Source organism: Muriventricola aceti, assembly GCF_025567565.1.
GTDB classification, from domain to species: Bacteria; Bacillota; Clostridia; order Oscillospirales; family Oscillospiraceae; genus Lawsonibacter; species Lawsonibacter aceti.
Genome location: NZ_JAOQKF010000006.1, coordinates 48,741 through 67,850, shown reverse-complemented (window position 1 = coordinate 67,850; position 19,110 = coordinate 48,741). Strand labels below are relative to the sequence as shown.

Genomic DNA, 19,110 nt, shown 5'->3' with positions numbered 1-19,110 from the left:
ATGCATTATTTTGGAGAGGGGGAGAGGAACCTGTGGGACGGATTCTGCTGCTGCTGGTCGCAATGCCTATTGTGTGCGGGCCGGTCAGCTATCTGGTCGGTCGAGTCTGGAAAAAGGCGAGGGATATCTTTGTCCAGTCTGCCGCCGCGCTGGAGCTTCTGCTGGTGCTGTCAATGGCCATGGGAGAGGACACCGCGGTCCGGTTGGACGGCTTTTGTGGGCTCGGCATCTCCTTTGCTTCCGGTGGGTTCCACTCGCTTATGGCCATGCTGACTGCTACGGGGTGGTTGGCGGCGACCATCCTGTCTGACGAGTATTTTGCCCACATCAAAAGGCGGAACCGCTACTATCTGTTTTGGCTGGTCACATTAGGGGCTGCCATGGGCGTATTTTTATCTGCTGACTTGTACACTACCTTCCTATTTTTTGAGGTCATGTCCTTTACCTCTTATGTGTCGGTGGTCCAGACAGAGGAGGAGGAGGCCCTGCGAGCCGGAGGCACCTATTTAGCGGTAGCTGTCATCGGCGGTCTGGTTACCTTGTCAGGGTTATTTCTCCTGCACTTCCAACTGGGTACCCTTCAAATTGACCAGCTGGCACAGGCGGCGGCACAGGCTTCTGACCGTACCCTGCTCTGGGTGGGCGGCCTGCTGACCCTAGTGGGCTTTGGCGCCAAGGCGGGGGCGTTTCCGCTTCACATCTGGCTGCCCACCGCCCATCCGGCTGCACCTGCCCCCGCCTCGGCGGTCCTGTCCGGTGTTATCACAAAGACAGGGATTTACGGGGTAGCTGTGCTGTCCACAACCCTGTTTCTCCATGACGGAAGCTGGGGCGCCATGCTGGCAGTCATCGGGGCCGTCACCATGGTTTTGGGGGCTGTGCTGGCCCTCTGCTCCGTGGACCTCAAAAGGACACTGGCCTGCTCCTCAGTTTCCCAGATCGGTTTTATTTTGGTGGGGCTGGCGATGCAGTGTCTGCTGGGCAGCCATAACGCCCTGGCGGTGGACGGGACGGTCCTCCATATCGTCAACCATTCGCTAATCAAGCTGGCGCTCTTCCCGGCTGCAGGCGTCATCCATCTGTCTACCCATTCCTTTGACCTGAACGATATACGGGGCTTTGGCCGAAATAAGCCCATGTTGGCCCTTATCATGGGGATCCCCATGCTCAGTCTGGCGGGGCTGCCCCTGCTCAACGGCTATGTGAGCAAAACACTGCTCCACGAGAGCATCGTGGAATATATCCATCTGTCAGGAGAGCGGGCCTGGGCCTATACGGCGCTGGAGTGGCTGTTTCTTTTTGCGGGTGGGCTGACCTTGGCCTATATGCTGAAGCTGTTTCTCTGCATCTTTGTGGAGAGAAACCGGCTGCCCCAGGAGGTACTGGATAAAAAATGGCGCTGCCACGGCGGCTATATCGCTCCGGCCTCCGCGGCTGTTCTGCTGACATATGTGGGGGTGATGCTCCTCCTGGGCCTCTTTCCCGGCCGTTTTATGGATAGGATCGCTGCCTTTGGCCGCTCCTTTTTCCAGGGAGCGGTGCCGTCTCACGCGGTAGATTACTTCTCTGTGGTCAATCTGAAGGGGGCGGCGATCTCACTGACCATCGGCCTGGTGGTCTACCTCCTGGTGGTGCGCACCCTGCTGATGCCCAAAGGAGAGAGCGGGAGAAGGTACTACCGAGACCCTATTCCAGGATGGCTCAATCTGGAGTACGGGCTGTACCGACCGCTCCTGAAATTTTCCACCCAGGTACTGCTGCTGGCGGCTGCCTTTGTGGACCGGGTGGGCTTCCGGCTTTTGTTCCGGGGACTGCCTGCCTTGTTCCTAAGATGGAGCCGATGGCTGATCGACCGACGAAGCCGGCTGGTGAGCGCCCTTACGGGGCAGGAATATACACCACGGCCCAGCCTGGAACAGGTAGTGGATGACTCTAGCTTCGGCCTGTACGACGACCAGCCCCAGCGGGGGAATGGAGTCATGCGTTCGCTGGCCTTTGGCCTGATCCTGACCGGACTTGGCCTGGTGTTCTCGATTCTATTCATTTTCTTGCACAGATAAAAAAGCGTCCTGTACCCAATCTGGATACAGGACGCTATCTTTATTTGACTGAAATCATGCGGGAGAAATAAAGGTGGTGACCTGGCCATACAGGATGAAGGCCATAGCCACAGGGGCCACAAAGCGGATACAGATGCTGAAGAAGGAATACAGACCGTCCCCCATGGTATTTCCTTCTAAACTGACCTCGTTGCGGATGACCTTGGGGCCAATGACCCAGCCCACCAAGATAGACATGACCAAGGCCCCCAGAGGCATGGCCACGCCCTCAGAAATAAAGTCCATGAAGTCGAGCCAGGTGCCGCCCAGGGTCATACCAGTATCCTGGAAGGGAATCCAGAGTCCATTGGAGCCAAGCCCATCGGCGGCTACCAGAACAGCCTCCGCTAGCACGATGAGACAGGCGATCGCTACGATTCTGCTGCGCTTGGGCGACCTACCCTTGGCTACCTGATGGTCAATGACGAAGGTGACCAGCACCTCGACTAGGGCGATGGCGGAGGTGATAGCCGCCAGGGTGACAAACAGGAAGAAGAGAATACCAAAGATGGGGCCAAAGGCGCCCATAGAGTTAAAGACGTCCTGCATGGTGATGAACAGCAGTTTGGGACCGCTCAGTTCAGCACCCTCACCGCCCAGAGCGAAAGCGGCGGGGAGAACCGCAAGACCAGCCATAATGGCCACACAGGTATCAGAGATGATAATAATAAGGGAGTTTTTTACAAGGCTCTCCTTTTTGCTCAGGTAAGAACCGTAAGTGACGGTGATACCCATAGCTAGGGATAAGGAGAAGAACATCTGGCCGCCAGCGGTGGAAAGTACCTTCAGGAAGCCCTGAACAGAGGAGAAGGGCTCCCAGTTGGGGGAAAACATGAACTTCAATCCCTCGAAAGCTCCGGGAAGTGTTACAGCCCGAATGATGACGATGAGCAGCATAATCGCCAAGGCAGGCATACCGATTTTGTTGAACTTTTCAATACCATCTTTGATGCCGCCGCGGATGATGAGGTAACAGATAGCGATAAAGAACACAGTAGAACCGATGGCCAAGGGCTGGTTACTGAGCATATCGGTAAAAGACTGTGCGCCGGAGATGCTGGACAGGGAAAATACCCCAATCAACTCGGCAAAGTTGAGGCACACATATTGGATACAATAGGCGCCTAGAACGGTGTAGAAGCTTAGGATCAGCAGGGGAGAAATGATGGCTAGGAACCCCAAGAAGGTGCCCATGCCTCCAGCTACATTTTGATAACTTACCAGGACGCTTTTGCCGCTCTTCCGGCCGATTGCCAGCTCGGTTAGCATGATGGGAAAGCCTACCAGGACAGCAAGGGCGATGTAGATGATCAGGAAGGGAAAGCCGCCGCTGGCACCCATCTTATAGGGAAACCCCCAGATGTTGCCCAGTCCGACAGCAGCGCCTACCGTAGCCATCAAAAACCCGATGTTACTGCCCCATTGTCCTCTGTGATGTTCCATAATGATCCTCCCATTCTCTATAAATATCCCTTACAACACATCCTGAAATAGAATGTTAAAAAACATTGTAACAGAATATGAAAGACGTGTCAATGTAGAATTGCATTTTTATAGGGATGGGAAGCGTTAGAAGGAGGCGGAAAAATCGACTGTTCCCTGTTGCCTTTTTTGATAGCTGATATATAATAAAAAACAGAGACGGCTATCCACATTCCAGCCGCATGAGAGAAGGAGAGAGAACACTATGGACTACGCGAAGGAGAGCCTCCGCCTCCACCAGCAGTGGGGGGGAAAAATAGAGGTAGTGGCTACTGTACCCGCTAATGACCAGGAGTCTCTGTCCCTGGCCTATACGCCCGGTGTGGCTCAACCGTGCCTAGCCATCCGTGACAATATTGACAGGAGCTATGAATTGACAAGGCGTCACAACCTGTGCGCCGTCATCACCGATGGTTCGGCGGTTCTGGGGTTGGGAGATATTGGTCCGGAGGCCGGAATGCCAGTCATGGAGGGCAAATGTGTCCTGTTCAAGACCTTTGGCGGGATAGACGCCTTTCCCCTATGTATCAAGACTCAGGACGTAGATGAATTTGTCCAGACGGTGTATAACATCTCCGGCTCCTTTGGGGGCATCAATCTGGAAGACATTGCCGCGCCCCGATGCTTTGAGATCGAACGGAAGCTGAAGGAGAAGTGTGATATCCCGGTCTTTCACGACGACCAGCACGGCACCGCCATCATCGCCTTGGCCGGACTGACCAACGCCCTGAAGGTAGTGGGGAAGAACAAGGAGGAGGTGCGCGTCGTCTTTTCCGGCGCCGGCTCGGCGGCCATCTCCATTACGAGGCTGCTCCTTCTGGCCGGCTACCGGGATATCACGCTGTGCGACAAATTCGGGGCCATCTACCAGGGCTGCCCTCAGCTGAACTGGGCCCAGCAGGAGATTGCCAAGGTGACCAATCTGGAGGGACGACGGGGGAATTTGGCGGACCTGCTGGTGGGCGCTGATGTGTTTATCGGCGTATCTGCCCCCGGCCTTGTAACTCCGGACATGGTTCGGACGATGGAGCGGGACGCCATCGTCTTTGCCTGTGCCAACCCTACGCCGGAGATATTCCCGGATGACGCACGGTCGGGAGGCGCCCGTGTGGTGTCTACCGGACGAAGCGATTTTCCAAACCAGATCAACAATGTACTGGCCTTCCCCGGTGTGTTCCGGGGTGCCTTTGACGTGCGGGCCAGAGATATCAATGAGGAGATGAAGATGGCTGCGGCCCAGGCCCTGGCCGGCCTGATTTCCGAGGAAGAACTCTCGGAGGACTATATCATCCCGAAACCCTTTGACCCCAGAGTGGTGCCGGCGGTGGCAGAGGCGGTAGCGGAGGCGGCCCGCCGCACCGGGGTAGCCCGCATCTGAACCAGAATAGGGAGAGCAGTCCGCTGAAAATGGCGGGCCGCTCTCCTTTTCCATATCCAAAGGTGAATGGACGGAGGGGCCGCTGGGCCTTGATTTTGCGGGAGGCAGTCGATATAATAATACCATTATAATACATACTATTGACCTGCTGCGCGAGGCAGGTGCCCGGAGCACCCCGAAGAGGCGTATTGATATAAAAGGAGCAGAGCTATGGATATCCGCAAGCTGTCACAGAACATCCAGGAAGAAACAGGAAAGATCATCGTAGGAAAATCGGACCGGATCAGACTGATCGTGATGTCGATTCTGGCCAATGGACATATCCTGCTGGATGATCTGCCCGGCGTGGGAAAGACCACCCTGGTTAAGACCATCTCCATCGCCTTGGGCTGTCAGTCTGGACGAATCCAGTTTGTCCCGGATCTGCTGCCCAGCGATATCATCGGTATGCGGATATACAATCAAAAAACCGGGGATTTTGAGCTGCGCCAGGGGCCGGTAATGACCAATCTCCTGCTGGCAGACGAGATCAACCGTGCCATTCCCCGCACTCAGTCCGCCCTGCTGGAAGCCATGGAGGAGCGGCAGATCTCCATCGACGGCGAGCAGTTCCCTCTGCCCGCCCCTTTCCTGGTGCTGGCTACTCAGAACCCGGTGGAGTCGGAGAGTACCTTCCGGCTCCCTGCGGCCCAGATGGACCGCTTCCTTATCCGCATCAGCATGGGTTACCCAACTCCGAAGGAGGAACGGCGGATGCTCCGTAATTTGGGGGACGAGATCCCCTTTGACCAGGTGCGGCCGGTCACCAATGCCCAGGAGCTGGTGGAGGCCCAGCGGCAGATCAGCCAGGTACACCTGTCCGACGCGGTGGCCGATTACATCGTGGCGCTGGCCGCCGCCACCCGAAGCCATCCCCAACTGAAGATGGGGGCAAGCCCCAGGGCCACCCGGGGGCTCTACCGGGCGGCAAAGGTCTGGGCCGCCATGGAGGGCCGGGATTTCGTGACGCCGGACGACGTAAAGACACTGGCCGCCCCAGTGCTGGAGCACCGCCTGATTCTGGACAGCGGGGCCCGATTCTCCGGCGTATCTGTGTCCGCCATCTTGGACGATGTGCTGGAACGGCTCCAGGGAGCGCCAGAGCTGGAAGCAGTCGCCCATGAAAAATAAGCTGGTATTCAGCCGCTCTAGCCTTCTGGTGTCTATCCCGGTTATAGCGACATCGGCTCTGCTGTGTGTGCTGGCCGCCTTTTTTGGACAGAGTGCCCTGGCCAGTGTCCTCATGTTCCTGTTCCTTCTTGCGGCAGTTTCCCGGATATGGGCTTTCGCCTCCGCACGAAAGGTGTCCATCCAGGTGACCAATCGGAGCGGCGGCTTGTTCCCTGGGGAAGAGACGACCTTTGATATCGAGGTATGCAACAACAAGTTTCTGCCTGTGGTATGGCTGGAGGTATTTTTTCCTCTGTCCAGAAACCTCTGCCTAAAGCCGGAGAACAGCCGCAAGCCCGACGATTGGGAGATGACCGCCCTGGAGGAAGAGGGGGCTTCCACCCAACTGGTGGGAGAGAAGCGGCTGACCATGTTTCTCTGGTATGAGCGGCTGCGCTTCTCCTCCAGGTGGACGGCGGAGCGCCGGGGCGTCTATTCCACACAAGGGTGGCGACTGAGGACGGGGGACGGTTTTGGACTAAGTCAGGTAGAGTGCCTCATTCCCAAAGAGGACGCACGGCAGTTTTTTGTCTACCCAAGGCTGGTCCGGGTGGTCCCGGACCTGTTCCTGCGCAACTTGTGGAACGCGGATACCGGGACCAGGGGCGTCGTGGAGGACCTGACGGTGATCCGCTCCACCCGGAACTACATGACCACCGACTCCCTGAAGCATATCAACTGGCGTCTGGCCGCACGGGGGCTGCCTTTGTCCGTCAATGTGTATGAGGATATTTTGCCCAAAAATGTCCACTTCCTCCTGGACGGGGAGAGCTTTGGAGGGAACGTCCCCCATTGGGAAGAGTTGGAGGAAACTTTGAGTATCCTGGCCTCTGAATTCGTCCTGCTGGCTGACTACCAGGTTCAATGCGGCCTGAGCCTCTGCCGGGGTCTCAGCGGCAGGGCGGTCAATCTGTTTGCTGTCAGCCATGTGGAGGAGCTGCTCTGCGCCCTGGCCGCCTACGAGCCCTGTGCGCGGGTGCGCAAAGAGGACGGGGGGGAGTTTATCCTCCAGCAGCCGGTCTTTGACCAGGGCCCCATCTACGAGAGCGCCCAGAAGGTGGGCCGCTTCTATTACATCGCCTATGATACGGCATGCCTGGGGGACCGGGGACTGCTGCGCCGGCTGGGAGAGGAATGTACCTCGGTGCTGACCTACCGGGAGCCGGAGCCGTTTGGAGAATTTGAGCTGGTCTGTCTGTCCAGCCTGAGGGAGGGACCTGTCCATGGATGAGCGGCGGACCTTCTCATCGCTGGTGCTCCAGTTCACTCTGGCGGCCAACCTGTGCACCTTTTTCTATTTGATGACCCTGTCCACCAGAACACCCAATGGATACTATCCGCTGTCGATGCTGGTCTACTCTCCTGCTGTTTATCTGTTGAACAAGCTGTTTTTGAGCAGGCCACAGACTATGAGGAGACTGGTGCTGCTGAATACAGCGGTGGGAGCCCTTTTTTTCCTGTCTATTCTTCTGCTGGGAGAGCAGAAGGAGATGCTGATGCTGGTATTTGCCGCGGGATTCTGTCTCTGGATAACCATGAAGGGGGGATACCGGGGTCTCCACGCGCCCACACTCCACGAAATGATACTGAGCTTGGATACAAGCGCCGTGATGCTGGTCCTCCTGATGGGCTACACCTCGATCATGGGGAGCGGTATCCTATGGGTGCTGCCTGGAGCGGCTGGCTTTGCCGCCGCCTGCCTGGGCGTAGCGGCCAGGCGGATGTATGGCCCAATCACAATCAAGGGCTGGGCTCTCCTGGGGATTGCCTTTGTGGGCATTTTTGGACTGATGGTTTTGCTGGTAGGAGTGGCGGCAGCCCCGGCCGGAGAGGGAATTGTGATGCTGTGGAATGGGCTGGTTACCATGGCAAAGGGAGTATTGGCTCTGCTGTGGCGGCTGCTTCTGTTTTTGTCTTCTCTGCTGCCGGAGATGGCCGCCGGGGATTTGGAGGAGCCCTATGCACAGATCCAGTTGCCGGAGGAGGAGCTTGTTCAGGCGGAAGCCAACCCTGTGTTGACCATCATCCTTCTGGTGCTGGCGGCGGTGGCGCTCCTCCTTTTCCTGGCGTGGCTGTTAAGGCTGATGGGACGGCTGAAAATTGGTGGGAGGAAGGTGCCGAAGGCTGCAAAGGCGCCTCAGCGCCGCCGTATCTCCCTGTGGAGTGGGCTGAAGCGGCTGCTAGAGAGCTGGAGAACCCGGATTCGTCTGCATCTGTTCCTGACACGTCACCGGGACACCCCTGTGGGGATGTTTTACGGCCTGGTCCGCCGCTGCCGACTCAGCCCCTGGCGTAAGCGGACTGGGGAAACGCCACGGGAATTCTTGCTCCGTCTGCGCCGAAGCGCAGGGGAGGACCTGGAGTTGGCCGCGGCCCTGGATGGACTGATTCCTGCGGTAGAGACAGCCCTTTACAGCCCTGCCGGCCGGAGCGACACTGTGGCCCAGGCTGGGCTGATCCGCCGCCGGATCGGGCGGGCTGTACGGGGACAGTTCCTGCGGGATAGCTGGTCTTCTGTCCGAAGGCTGAGAAAACCCGGTGTTGACAAAGGGACAAAACTGTGATACATTTGGCACACTGCGGAGATGAGGAAGAGTAGCAGAGGCAATTCCTGCCCAGAGAGCCCCCGGATCGGTGCAACGGGGGAGAGGAAGCTTTTGTGAATACCCCTCGGAGCAGCCGCCTGAACCGCCGAGAACGGCCTAGTAGGGGACAGGCCGGAGAGCGCCCGTTACAGCGCTGGAGTCATGTACTCCGAGAGGCTTCCGCCGCGAGGTGAAAGCATACCAGAGGTGGTACCGCATTTTCATGCCCTCTGTCCAATTTGGACAGAGGGCTTTCCTCATATCAGAGCAGAGAGGAGACTACGCATGACAGCCAGCCAAAGGGGAACACTGTTCGTAGCCATCTCAGCCGCCCTTTACAGTTTTGGCGGGCTTTGCATCAAGGTCATCCCCTGGAACGGAATGTCTATCAATGGCGGACGGACCGCCATTGCCCTGGTAGTCATCGGGGCCTATCTGCTGTGGACCAAGCACCCTCTGCGCCTGAACCGATGGGTGGCACTGGGGGCCCTGTCCGTGTTTGGGACCAACGCCCTGTTTTCTCTGGCCAACAAGCTGACAACCGCCGCCAACGCCATTGTGCTTCAATTCACAGTGCCCATTTTCGTCATGTTGTTCTCCGCCCTTTTTTTTCGGAAAAAGCCCCAAAAGCTGGACCTGGCAGCCTGTGCGGTGGTGCTAGGTGGCATCCTCTTTTTCTTTCTGGACAGCCTGGAGATGGGGGGAGGGCTGGGCAATTTTCTGGCCCTGCTGTCCGGTGTGAGCTACGCCGGAGTGTTTCTGATGAACGATATGCCGGACAGCGACGCCATCTCCTCCGTATTCTGGGGAGATGTGCTGTCCGCCGTGACAGGGCTTCCCTTTTTGGCGCATGAAACGGAATTTACTGCCACAGCGGTTTTCAGCCTGGTCATTCTGGGGGCCTTCCAGGTAGGGGTCGCCTATGTGCTCCTGTGCATTGGCCTGAAGACCACCCCGCCGGTGACGGCCAGCCTGATCTCCGGCATCGAGCCGGTGCTCAACCCTATTTTGGTGGCGATTTTTTATAAAGAGGCCATCGGAGCCTATGCCATGGTGGGAGCGGCCATCGTCATCGGCGGGGTGGTGGCCTATAATGTACTCAAGCTCAAGCTGGGCGCGAAAGCACAGCATTCCAATATCCCAACAAAATGAAGATAACAGCCATGGAGAAAAGAAAGGAAAGGAAGTATAGATATGACCTGTTATGAAGAACTGAAGGCCAGAGGCCTCATCGCCCAGGTGACCAATGAGGAGGAGATCTCCAAAATGATCGACGAGGGGAAGGCTGTCTTTTATATCGGCTTTGACCCCACCGCGGACTCCCTCCATGTGGGCCACTTCATGGCCCTGTGCCTGATGAAGCGCCTCCAAATGGCAGGGAACCGGCCGATTGCCCTCATCGGCGGCGGTACCGGATATATCGGGGATCCCTCCGGACGCACGGATATGCGGAACATGATGACCCCTGAGACCATCCAGCACAACTGCGACTGCTTCAAGAAGCAGATGGAGCGGTTCATCGAGTTCGGCGAGGGCAAAGCCCAGATGGTGAACAACGCCGACTGGCTGCTGAAGCTGAATTATATCGACCTGCTGCGGGATGTGGGTGCCTGCTTCTCCGTCAACAATATGCTTCGGGCCAAGTGCTACGAGCAGCGGATGGAGAAGGGACTGAGCTTCCTGGAATTTAACTACATGATTATGCAGTCCTATGACTTCTATTACCTGTTCCAGAACTATGGCTGTAATATGCAGTTCGGCGGCGACGACCAGTGGTCCAACATGCTGGGCGGCACCGAGTTGATCCGCCGCAAGCTGGGGAAGGACGCCCACGCCATGACCATCACTCTGCTGCTCAATTCTGAGGGCAAGAAGATGGGCAAGACCGCCAAGGGCGCCGTGTGGCTGGACCCCAACAAGACCAGCCCGTACGAGTTCTACCAGTACTGGCGCAACGTGGGCGACGGGGATGTGCTCAAGTGCCTTCGTATGCTCACTTTCCTGCCCATAGAGCAGATCGATGAGATGGACAAGTGGGAGGGAAGCCAGCTGAATACCGCCAAGGAGATCCTCGCTTTCGAGCTGACCAAGCTGGTCCACGGAGAGGAGGAGGCCCAAAAGGCCCAGGAGGCCGCCAAGGCTCTGTTCGTAGGCGGGGGAGATATGAGTAATGTGCCCTCCACCACACTAACCGAGGCTGACTTGACCGACGGTTCTATCGGGATCTTAGACCTGATGGTCAGGTGTAAGCTGGCCCCCTCCAAGAAGGAGGCCCGCCGCCTGGTGGAGCAGGGCGGCGTCACTGTCAATGACGAAAAGGTGGCGGATGTCAATACGGCTTATACCGCCCAGCAGCTCTTCGACGGCCTAATGGTCCGCAAGGGGAAAAAAGTGTTCCACAAGGTGTCTCTGTAAAGTTGCACGGCCGGACAGGGGCTCGACAGACGTTTTTGGGAAAAGGCCAGAAAAGGAGCGGCGGATATGACCAAGGTAATGTTGACCTGCGGTGACTATCAATTTTTCGCGCGGTTGGAAGAAGAAAAGGCCCCCAGGACCTGTGCCATTTTTAAGAAGATGCTTCCCATCGAGGACAGGCTGATCCATGTCCGCTGGAGTGGAGAGGGGATGTGGATTCCCATGGGCGACACCCGGTGGGAGGGGCTGGACTTTGAGAACCACACCAGCTACCCCAGCAAGGGGGAATTGCTCATCTATCCAGGGGGCATCAGCGAGATGGAGATGATCCTGGCCTATGGCGGCGTGTCCTTTGCCAGCAAGGTGGGACAGTTGGCGGGGAACCATGTTCTAACGATTACCGAAGGGCTGGACCAGCTTTATGAACTGGGGAGGAAGACCCTGTACGAGGGAGCGCAGAACATCCGTATCGAGCTGGCCGAGGACTGATTGACAGCAGAAACGAAAAGCGGCGTGGGGATATTTCCCACGCCGTTTTTATGCTTAGAAGCCGCCAAGATCCCGTATAACCGCCCCGGCCAATACCAGCCCAGCGGCGGCGGGAACAAAGGAGATGGAGCCGGGGGTGGCCCGTCGAGCGGAGGAGCCGGGGCGGGTACCCTCACCGGCGGGAGCCTCTGCCTCGATAAGCTGGGCGGGGGAGAGGGGCTCCTCTCTGGAGTAGACCACCTTCAGATGGAGGATACCCCGCCGACGGAGTTCTTTACGCATGACGCGGGCCAGGGGACAGCCCTGGGTTTTGGAGATGTCCGTCACTTCAAAGGCGGTGGGGTCCAGTTTATTTCCCGAACCCATGGCGCTGATGATGGGGATGCCTAGCGCCGTACACCGTGCAATCAGTTCCAGCTTGGCGGCCACAGTATCGATACAGTCGGCCACATAGTCGTACTGGGACAGGTCTACCTGATGGGCGTTCTGGGGCAGATAGAACATAGGGACGGCCTTGACCTGGCAGCCGGGGTTGATGTCCAGTACCCGCCGGGCCATGACCTCCACCTTTGGCTGACCAATGGTGGACCGAAGGGCGGCGATCTGCCGGTTGAGATTGCTCTCCGACACGGTATCGTCATCATATAGGTGTAAAGCTCCAACGCCTGCCCGTGCAAGCGCCTCTACACAGAAACCGCCCACGCCGCCCACGCCAAAGACGGCGACCCGGGCGGCGGCCAGCCGGTCGAGCGGTTCCTCGCCGATGAGTAGGCGGGTACGGATAAATGGATCGGACATAGTGTCGCTCCTTGCCCCGCGTTCCTCCATATGGAGAGGCGCGGATATTTTATTTTTATTTTACCATATCCATTGGGTCATGGAAAGGGAGAAGACACTGGTAATTTTACAAAATAGGATTGGCGAGAAAACAGCGGCGCTAAACAGGATTCTCGAACAGTATGGAAAGATAGGATAGACAGGCAAGGAAGGGGTATCTGCCATACCATCAAAGGAAAGGACTTTTTTCCGATTTTCCATTGAAAAAGGGGAGAAGATGGGGTATAATACTCCTATCTCAGAAAATGGAGGAATCCTGTTATGACCATTACAAAAGACACCATCATCGGTGATATTTTGACCATCGCCCCCCAGACCGCTCCCCTGTTCCTGGGCATTGGAATGCACTGTCTGGGCTGCCCCTCCTCCCGTGGAGAGACCGTGGAGCAGGCCTGCATGGTCCACGGGGTGGACTGTGATGCTCTGCTGGCGAAGGTCAACGAGATGATCGCCGCCGGTGAGTAAAGTTTGAAAAGCGGGGGCGGAGCGATTCCGTCCCCGTTTTTTTCTGGTCAGGGGGAACAGAGATGAAATTTACCATATTGATGGGTAGCCCCAGGCCCCAGGGCAACACCGCTGCTTTGTTGGCGCCCTTTCTGGAGGAGTGCCGTTTCCTGGGCATACAGACCCAGTGTATCCACCTGTATGATAAAAAGGTAGGGCCCTGCCTGGGCTGTATGGCCTGCCAGGATGTACCTGACAGTCTGGGCTGTGTTCAGAAGGACGATTTTGCCCAGATATTTCAGGAGATGGAGGACTGCGACGTGATCGTGCTGGCGACCCCTGTCTATGCCTTTTTCTGCACCGCGCCTATGAAGGCTCTGTTGGACCGGGCCATCTACGCGGGCAATAAGAACTATGGTAGGACGAAAGGGGCAGCCCTGCTGAACGGCAAACGGGTGGCCTCCATCGTTACCTGCGGATACCGGCCGGATCGGGGGGCCGACCTCTGGGAGGAGGGCCTGCGCCGCTGGTGCAAGCACGGGAAGGCGGAGTATCTGGGGATGTTCTGCCGCCGGGACCTGGGGAAATCTGAGCCTTTCATGGATGAGGAAAAGGAGTCTGGAGTCCGAGACTTTGCCCAGGCCATCTACTTATCCATCCGGATGGAGGAAGTATGAGCAGAACGATTCAATTGACACCGCGGCTGCGGATGGTGGCTGATTTGCTCCCCAGAGATGTCGTTCTGGTTGACGTGGGCACAGACCACGCCTACTTGCCCGCCGTTCTTCTGCTGGAGGGAAAGATCAGAGGGGCCATCGCCGCTGACCTGCGACCCGGTCCCTTGAATCGGGCCAGAGCTACCGTAGAGGAATTCGGCTTGGAGGGAAAAGTCAAGTTCTGCCTGTGTGACGGTCTGGCGGAAATCTCGCCGAGAGAGGCGGACGCCGTAGCCATCGCGGGGATGGGGGGAGAAACGATTGCCGCCATCCTGGCCGCTGCTCCCTGGACACGGGACATGGGGACCCTATTGGTCCTTCAGCCCATGTCGTCTATGGCGGACCTGAGGGGGTGGCTGGGGACCCACGGCTACCGGATTGAGGCGGAGGAGCTTTCCTGTGAAGGAGATACACTTTATACAGCTATGGCAGTCAGGGCGGGCGAGATGGGTCCCATGACTGACGCTGAACGCTGGGTGGGGAGGAACAGCCCCCATCCCTTGCGGGGGAAGTGGCTGGACCAGTGGCTGAAGCGGGTAGAGAGGGCCCTGTCTGGGATGGGACAGGCCAGGGAGGACCGGGCGGCCCACCGGCGTGTAGAACTGGAGCGGGTCCGGACGGGACTGCTGGAGATGAAAAGGGAGTGGCAAGAGTGGCAGATGTGATGGAGGTCTACCGGGCCCTGGACAGCTGGGCGCCCTTTGAAACACAGATGGACTTTGACAACGCCGGCTTTTTGGTGGGCAGGGGGGAGCGGGCAGTGAGCCGTGTCCTTGTAGCGCTGGACATCACGGAACAAGTGGTGGAGGAGTCCGGGCTATGGGGCGCACAGTTGGTCGTGTCCCACCATCCAGTCATCTTCCATCCGGTAAAAACGATTACGGACGCCTCACCTTTGGGACGGACCCTGCTTCGGCTGGCAGAGCTGGGTATCGCCGCCATCTGCGCCCACACCAATTTGGACGCGGCCCAGGGGGGAGTCAACGACGTGCTGGCCCACAGGCTGGCGTTGGTGGACACAGCGATGCTCCACCAGGACGGAACAGACTGTCAGGGTCGGCCTTACGGGATCGGCAGGGTGGGCCGGGCCCATCAGGAGGGGCTGGATGCGTGCCAGTACGCCGCTTTTGTAAAGGAACGACTGGGTGCCGCGTCAGTCCGCTATGTGGATGGTGGAGTGCCGGTGAATAAGGTGGCGGTGGGCGGAGGCTCCTGCGGGTCCATGCTGTCAGAAGTCCTAGCTGCGGGGTGCGATACTTTTGTGACCGCCGATGTAAAATATGATGTGTTTTTAGAGGCGAAGGCTCTGGGGATCAATCTGATGGACGCGGGCCACTACGCCACGGAGCAGGTGGTCTGTCCCCAACTGGTCCAGTTCCTAGAGAAGCGGTTCCCACACATGGAGGTCCGGCTGTCCAGCGGACACAGGGAGGTCTATGGGAATGTCTGACATGCGGTCCGCTCGCCATGAGATGGGGAAAGAAGTGCTGGCGATCTTCCTTCTCCTGATGGCCAGGGCCTGTGCTTTTGGCGTCCAGTACTGGCCCCAGCTGGACGACTACATCCAGTACCACAACTACGCTCTGTCTGAAAGCTTCTGGGAGCTCCAGACATCGATGGGGCTCCTGGCCTCACGACCGCTGGCGGGGCTGGCGGACTACTTTATCTGGGGCTCTATGTACGACTATATGATCCTGGGTGTAGCGATGATCTCCCTTGCGCTGGCTGTGAGCGCCGTACTGCTCAAACGGCAGTTGAGCCGGTACTTTTCTATTGGTCCTCTTTTTCTGGTGGTAATGACCCTTCTGCCCTTGGGTGTGGAGGGGACCTATTGGATGTCCGCGTCCACTCGGGTGGTGTGCGGCCTGCTGATGGCGGTACTGGCGGCGGAGGCCTTTTTGCGGTGGATGGACACGGGACGTTGGTATTGGGCGTTGTCTTTCCTTTTCCTCCAGTTACTGCCCTATGGGTTTTACGAGCAATCCGGTGTTTTTTCCGTAGCTCTTATCGTAGGCATGGCTATTTTAGAGGTGATCCGGGACTGGAGGAGGTGGAAGCGGGCGCTCCTGTCCCTGTGGGGCCTGCCCGCCATGAAGCTTTACCTGGAGATGACTGCGCTGCTGGCCTCCGATGGGGTGTACAGCGGACGGACGGAAATGGTCACGGTCAACACCCCTTACTGGTGGGATACCTTTTTGCCAGAGGTGTTGGACCAGATGCGGTCTGTCTTTGTGGAAGGGATGGGGGCCACGCTGTTTCAGGGACTGGCCCGCGTTTTCCAGTGGATCCTCTCCGGACAGCTGCTGTTCTGGGCGTTCCTCACGGCGGCGTTAGCTGTGCTGTGCTGGCGCCTCTTTCCAAAGAAGGAGGCGGGGCGGGGAACACTGTCCCCCTGGCTTGCGATTGTGGCAGGGGTACTTCTCTTCCTGGCGCCCATCAGTATCTTTTTTGTGCTGGCAAATCCCTGGTTCTCATTCCGTGGAGCCGTCACCTCCTTTGCTGGGCTGGCTCTGGTGTGCGATACCGCGGTAATGGCCCTCTGGTCCAGGCTCCCCGGCCGCAAGCAGGGGCCGGCGGTGCTGGCTACCCTGGCCGCGCTGATATTCTGCTGGGCTGGGGCCGCTGATATCCACGATTATCGCCAGACCTGGGAAACAGACCAGTATATTGGCCAGATGACCGTCCAGGCCCTGCAACAGGATCTGGAGCCGGAGGACAACGGCCGGGTCGGCATCTTGGCGGTAGAGCCTACATATCTGTCAAACCAGACCTATTATTATCATGAGCACATCCATGGCTGCACCGAGAGCGCCTGGGCCTTTCAGGGCCTGATGACCAGTCTGGACGGTTCGCGCTCCTGGAATGTCACACCTCTGCCCACCGATCCCATGTACCGCCAGTGGAACGCGGCCTCCAACCGGCCGGATACCTTTGACCACCTCTATTACTTTGACGGGGCGGAGCTGATACCGGCGGTGCTGGAGAAAGAGGGAGAGACGGAGTGCTCCATCTATGACCAGGAGGGGCGGCTTCTGGGTGTGGTGCGGGAGGAGGACGGTGTCGGATACTTTTTCCGGCCGGAACAGCTGTCCTGATTTGTAAAAAAGGGGAAAAAGTCCTTGCAATCCACTGAAAATTGTGATATGATTCCTTAGTCTGAAAACGGGTGGTCCTCTGCGGCGGCGCTCTAATCGTGTGTGCGCCAGAAAAGCCGGCATGAACGCCTATATAACAGGAGGAAATGTAATATGGATCTAATGCAGGCTTTTACCGAGAAGTACAAGAAGGCTGAACCCCCCGTCGTGGCCATCGGCGACACTGTCCGTGTCCACCTGAAGGTCAAGGAGGGCAACCGTGAGCGTATCCAGGTGTTCGAGGGTACCGTCATCGCCAAGAAGCACGGCGGCATCGAGGAGAGCTTTACCGTCCGCCGTATCTCTTATGGCGTCGGTGTGGAGAAGGTATTTCCTGTCCACGCCCCCTCTGTCGAGAAGATTGAGGTGGTCCGCCACGGTAAGGTCCGCCGCGCCAAGCTGTACTACCTGCGCAACCGCGTGGGCAAGGCTGCGAAGATCAAAGAGGCCCTGTGATCCACAAAAAAGGAGCGGTTTGTGCCGCTCCTTTTTTCTATCCGGCTATCAGCGCTAAAATTAGCAGGTGGGCGGGGTAGAAGAAATACCACAGATATTTACCCACCGGAAAGGTGAGGCCTTTTTTGCCATTGTAGCGGAAGGTGAGAGCTACTCCAAGGAGAGGACCGATGGTGTTGACCGCCCATAGGTGTATCCAGCGCCAGGTCAATGTACCGGCGGCGGCTTGGGAGAGGAGATCCCAAGTCAGAGCGTAACGGGTCACGGGCAGAAGAAAGAGGAACAGCAGGAATTTTCGACTTACGCTCCAGTGGTCAGTCAGATAAAAGGCAAGGATCAAGATGAGGTACCGGCCCGTTCCCTCCGCCAGCGCCAGGACCTCCGCTACCAGAATGACGGCCGCCGCCAAGGTCCATCCCAGCCAAGGATGCAGTCGATTACCATGCTCAAAGAGCCACAGGGTGATTAGGCCCCAAAAAAGTGTGAATATGATGTTCCCATGCATCCCAAATAAGAGGTAATAAGGCCACTCGGACAAACAGGCAAAGACCAACAGCCGCAGAGCATACTGCTTGACGCTATGGGTGTATCGGTAGCCATTGGCAATGAAAAACAGAAACACTGGGGCTGCGATGCGGCCGATATAATCCGTAAGGGACTGTATAGCCAGCGCGATATGGGGCGTTTCTGTGGCGTGGGGAAAAAAGAGGTCCCAGACAAACCAGGATACTGGCCAGACACTGGTTACATGGTCGAACAGCATGGACAGCAGGGCCACGAGTTTAAGAGTAAAAAAGCTCATATTATCTTCCTCCAGAATATGTTTCGAGGAAGAGAATAACATGGAAATCTTACAAATTTTTGGTTGTCTTTCTTTCAAATTTCTGAAATTTTGGGAGGTGTCCCATATGAATATTCAATGGTATCCTGGTCACATGACCAAGACCCGTCGGCAGATCGAGGCTGACCTGAAGTATGTTGATATTGTGGTAGAGATAACCGACGCCCGCATCCCGGTGTCCAGCCGAAACCCGGACATTGACGCCATCTGCGCCGGGAAGCCCAGGCTGATTGTCCTGAACCGGGCGGACCAGGCTGACCCGTCCATGACTGGGCTGTGGACCGCTTGCTTCAAAGGAGAGGGGCACAGCGTACTGGAAACAGACGCCAAGTCCGGCCGGGGCGTCAACCAGTTTTCTGCGGTCGTGCAAGGGGCGCTGAAGGAGCAGATCGCCAAGTGGCGGGAGAAGGGCCAAGTGGGTCGCCCAGTCCGGGCTATGGTGGTCGGAGTACCCAACGTGGGCAAGTCTACCTTTATCAACAAGGTAGCGAAAAAAAAGTCAGCCAAGGCGGGTGATCGGCCTGGAGTCACCCGAGGCAAGCAGTGGGTTAATGTGGATCAGTCCCTGGACCTTCTGGATACTCCGGGGATCCTATGGCCCAAATTTGACGACGAACAGACCGGGCTCCATCTGGCCTTTACTGGAGCGGTGAAGGACGATATCATGGATGTAGAGACCCTGGGCTGTCATCTGATGACCCTGCTGGCTCACCGCTATCCCGACGCCCTGATGGCCGGCTATAAGCTGGCCGCTCTGCCCCCGCGGGATGGGGAGGAAAATGACGTGGCCTATGGCTACCGACTGCTGGAGACCTGCGCACAGAAGCGGGGGATGCGGATTTCCGGGGGGGGGCTGGATACCGAGCGGATGGCTCGTGTCCTTCTGGATGAATACAGGGCTGGCAAGCTGGGACGCTTCACACTGGAAGCGCCGGAAAGGGAAATGTGAATGGACCGCTATACCTATGAGAGAGAGGCGCTGGCGGCTGGATACGGGCTGGTTTGTGGCTGCGATGAGGCGGGGG

Annotated in this window: 18 protein-coding genes; 15 read left to right on the top strand and 3 right to left on the bottom strand. The window is 57.6% G+C overall.

The window, feature by feature from the left end:
* Positions 1 to 32: 32 nt before the first annotated feature.
* Positions 33 to 2,060 carry a complex I subunit 5 family protein gene (locus OCV64_RS08060; RefSeq protein ID WP_262669776.1) on the top strand — a complete coding sequence of 676 codons (2,028 nt, stop codon included), beginning with the start codon at positions 33 to 35 and terminating at the stop codon, positions 2,058 to 2,060.
* A 54-nt stretch (positions 2,061 to 2,114) separates the two neighbouring features.
* Here the strand turns inward: OCV64_RS08060 and OCV64_RS08055 are convergent, their stop codons facing one another.
* Positions 2,115 to 3,542 (bottom strand): sodium-dependent transporter, encoded by a 1,428-nt coding sequence (locus OCV64_RS08055; RefSeq protein ID WP_207721923.1) that lies wholly within the window; start codon positions 3,540 to 3,542, stop codon positions 2,115 to 2,117.
* Between the two features lie 244 nt (positions 3,543 to 3,786).
* On the opposite strand from OCV64_RS08055, the gene OCV64_RS08050 reads away from it, so the two are divergent.
* The 7 genes from OCV64_RS08050 (at position 3,787) to OCV64_RS08020 (ending at position 11,657) form a co-directional block, all read left to right on the top strand.
* Positions 3,787 to 4,959 carry an NAD(P)-dependent malic enzyme gene (locus OCV64_RS08050; protein ID WP_262669775.1) on the top strand — a complete coding sequence of 391 codons (1,173 nt, stop codon included), beginning with the start codon at positions 3,787 to 3,789 and terminating at the stop codon, positions 4,957 to 4,959.
* A 210-nt stretch (positions 4,960 to 5,169) separates the two neighbouring features.
* Entirely contained in the window at positions 5,170 to 6,129 is a 960-nt protein-coding gene (locus tag OCV64_RS08045; protein ID WP_240287787.1) for an AAA family ATPase, read from the top strand.
* Positions 6,119 to 7,399: a DUF58 domain-containing protein gene (locus OCV64_RS08040; protein ID WP_186852502.1), complete on the top strand. Its 1,281-nt coding sequence runs from the start codon at positions 6,119 to 6,121 to the stop codon at positions 7,397 to 7,399. The genes OCV64_RS08045 and OCV64_RS08040 overlap by 11 nt, the downstream gene beginning before the upstream one ends.
* Positions 7,392 to 8,732, top strand: a complete 1,341-nt coding sequence (locus OCV64_RS08035) for a hypothetical protein (protein WP_262669774.1) — start codon at positions 7,392 to 7,394, stop codon at positions 8,730 to 8,732. Before OCV64_RS08040 ends, OCV64_RS08035 begins: the two co-directional genes overlap by 8 nt.
* 306 nt (positions 8,733 to 9,038) lie before the next feature.
* Positions 9,039 to 9,905: a DMT family transporter gene (locus OCV64_RS08030; RefSeq protein ID WP_262669773.1), complete on the top strand. Its 867-nt coding sequence runs from the start codon at positions 9,039 to 9,041 to the stop codon at positions 9,903 to 9,905.
* A gap of 42 nt (positions 9,906 to 9,947) precedes the next feature.
* A complete protein-coding gene (gene tyrS, locus OCV64_RS08025) occupies positions 9,948 to 11,168 on the top strand; it encodes a tyrosine--tRNA ligase (protein ID WP_262669772.1) in 1,221 nt (406 codons plus the stop codon).
* A 66-nt stretch (positions 11,169 to 11,234) separates the two neighbouring features.
* Positions 11,235 to 11,657 (top strand): DUF3830 family protein, encoded by a 423-nt coding sequence (locus OCV64_RS08020; protein ID WP_147572228.1) that lies wholly within the window; start codon positions 11,235 to 11,237, stop codon positions 11,655 to 11,657.
* A gap of 54 nt (positions 11,658 to 11,711) precedes the next feature.
* On the opposite strand, the gene OCV64_RS08015 is transcribed toward OCV64_RS08020, so the two are convergent.
* Positions 11,712 to 12,455, bottom strand: coding sequence for a tRNA threonylcarbamoyladenosine dehydratase (locus tag OCV64_RS08015; protein ID WP_147572229.1), 744 nt, complete (start codon positions 12,453 to 12,455; stop codon positions 11,712 to 11,714).
* A 300-nt stretch (positions 12,456 to 12,755) separates the two neighbouring features.
* Between OCV64_RS08015 and OCV64_RS08010 the strand changes: the two genes are divergently transcribed.
* The 6 genes from OCV64_RS08010 (at position 12,756) to rplS (ending at position 17,244) form a co-directional block, all read left to right on the top strand.
* Positions 12,756 to 12,959: a DUF1858 domain-containing protein gene (locus tag OCV64_RS08010; protein WP_147572230.1), complete on the top strand. Its 204-nt coding sequence runs from the start codon at positions 12,756 to 12,758 to the stop codon at positions 12,957 to 12,959.
* 62 nt (positions 12,960 to 13,021) lie between these two features.
* Positions 13,022 to 13,615, top strand: a complete 594-nt coding sequence (locus tag OCV64_RS08005; RefSeq protein ID WP_262669771.1) for a flavodoxin family protein — start codon at positions 13,022 to 13,024, stop codon at positions 13,613 to 13,615.
* Positions 13,612 to 14,319: a tRNA (adenine(22)-N(1))-methyltransferase gene (locus tag OCV64_RS08000; protein WP_147572232.1), complete on the top strand. Its 708-nt coding sequence runs from the start codon at positions 13,612 to 13,614 to the stop codon at positions 14,317 to 14,319. Before OCV64_RS08005 ends, OCV64_RS08000 begins: the two co-directional genes overlap by 4 nt.
* The gene (locus OCV64_RS07995) at positions 14,298 to 15,104 is read left to right on the top strand and encodes a Nif3-like dinuclear metal center hexameric protein (protein ID WP_262669770.1); all 807 of its coding nucleotides are present in this window, start codon (positions 14,298 to 14,300) and stop codon (positions 15,102 to 15,104) included. The genes OCV64_RS08000 and OCV64_RS07995 overlap by 22 nt, the downstream gene beginning before the upstream one ends.
* Positions 15,097 to 16,749 carry a glucosyltransferase domain-containing protein gene (locus OCV64_RS07990; RefSeq protein ID WP_262669769.1) on the top strand — a complete coding sequence of 551 codons (1,653 nt, stop codon included), beginning with the start codon at positions 15,097 to 15,099 and terminating at the stop codon, positions 16,747 to 16,749. Before OCV64_RS07995 ends, OCV64_RS07990 begins: the two co-directional genes overlap by 8 nt.
* A 153-nt stretch (positions 16,750 to 16,902) precedes the next feature.
* Positions 16,903 to 17,244 carry a 50S ribosomal protein L19 gene (gene rplS, locus OCV64_RS07985; RefSeq protein ID WP_147572234.1) on the top strand — a complete coding sequence of 114 codons (342 nt, stop codon included), beginning with the start codon at positions 16,903 to 16,905 and terminating at the stop codon, positions 17,242 to 17,244.
* Between the two features lie 37 nt (positions 17,245 to 17,281).
* Here rplS and OCV64_RS07980 read toward each other — a convergent pair whose 3' ends face one another.
* Positions 17,282 to 18,046, bottom strand: a complete 765-nt coding sequence (locus OCV64_RS07980; protein WP_240287777.1) for a TraX family protein — start codon at positions 18,044 to 18,046, stop codon at positions 17,282 to 17,284.
* Between the two features lie 106 nt (positions 18,047 to 18,152).
* Between OCV64_RS07980 and ylqF the strand changes: the two genes are divergently transcribed.
* On the top strand, positions 18,153 to 19,034 hold the full coding sequence (gene ylqF / locus OCV64_RS07975; RefSeq protein WP_262669768.1) for a ribosome biogenesis GTPase YlqF: 882 nt from the start codon (positions 18,153 to 18,155) through the stop codon (positions 19,032 to 19,034).
* The last annotated feature ends 76 nt before the right edge of the window (positions 19,035 to 19,110 follow it).

Coding starts and splice junctions, on each gene's coding strand:
- OCV64_RS08005 (WP_262669771.1), top strand. CDS start 13,022: ATGAAATTTACCATATTGATGGGTAGCCCCAGGCCCCAGGGCAACACC.
- ylqF (WP_262669768.1), top strand. CDS start 18,153: ATGAATATTCAATGGTATCCTGGTCACATGACCAAGACCCGTCGGCAG.
- OCV64_RS07990 (WP_262669769.1), top strand. CDS start 15,097: ATGTCTGACATGCGGTCCGCTCGCCATGAGATGGGGAAAGAAGTGCTG.
- OCV64_RS08035 (WP_262669774.1), top strand. CDS start 7,392: ATGGATGAGCGGCGGACCTTCTCATCGCTGGTGCTCCAGTTCACTCTG.
- OCV64_RS08000 (WP_147572232.1), top strand. CDS start 13,612: ATGAGCAGAACGATTCAATTGACACCGCGGCTGCGGATGGTGGCTGAT.
- OCV64_RS08030 (WP_262669773.1), top strand. CDS start 9,039: ATGACAGCCAGCCAAAGGGGAACACTGTTCGTAGCCATCTCAGCCGCC.
- OCV64_RS07980 (WP_240287777.1), bottom strand. CDS start 18,046: ATGAGCTTTTTTACTCTTAAACTCGTGGCCCTGCTGTCCATGCTGTTC.
- OCV64_RS08020 (WP_147572228.1), top strand. CDS start 11,235: ATGACCAAGGTAATGTTGACCTGCGGTGACTATCAATTTTTCGCGCGG.
- tyrS (WP_262669772.1), top strand. CDS start 9,948: ATGACCTGTTATGAAGAACTGAAGGCCAGAGGCCTCATCGCCCAGGTG.
- OCV64_RS08050 (WP_262669775.1), top strand. CDS start 3,787: ATGGACTACGCGAAGGAGAGCCTCCGCCTCCACCAGCAGTGGGGGGGA.
- rplS (WP_147572234.1), top strand. CDS start 16,903: ATGGATCTAATGCAGGCTTTTACCGAGAAGTACAAGAAGGCTGAACCC.
- OCV64_RS08040 (WP_186852502.1), top strand. CDS start 6,119: ATGAAAAATAAGCTGGTATTCAGCCGCTCTAGCCTTCTGGTGTCTATC.
- OCV64_RS08055 (WP_207721923.1), bottom strand. CDS start 3,542: ATGGAACATCACAGAGGACAATGGGGCAGTAACATCGGGTTTTTGATG.
- OCV64_RS08015 (WP_147572229.1), bottom strand. CDS start 12,455: ATGTCCGATCCATTTATCCGTACCCGCCTACTCATCGGCGAGGAACCG.
- OCV64_RS08010 (WP_147572230.1), top strand. CDS start 12,756: ATGACCATTACAAAAGACACCATCATCGGTGATATTTTGACCATCGCC.
- OCV64_RS08045 (WP_240287787.1), top strand. CDS start 5,170: ATGGATATCCGCAAGCTGTCACAGAACATCCAGGAAGAAACAGGAAAG.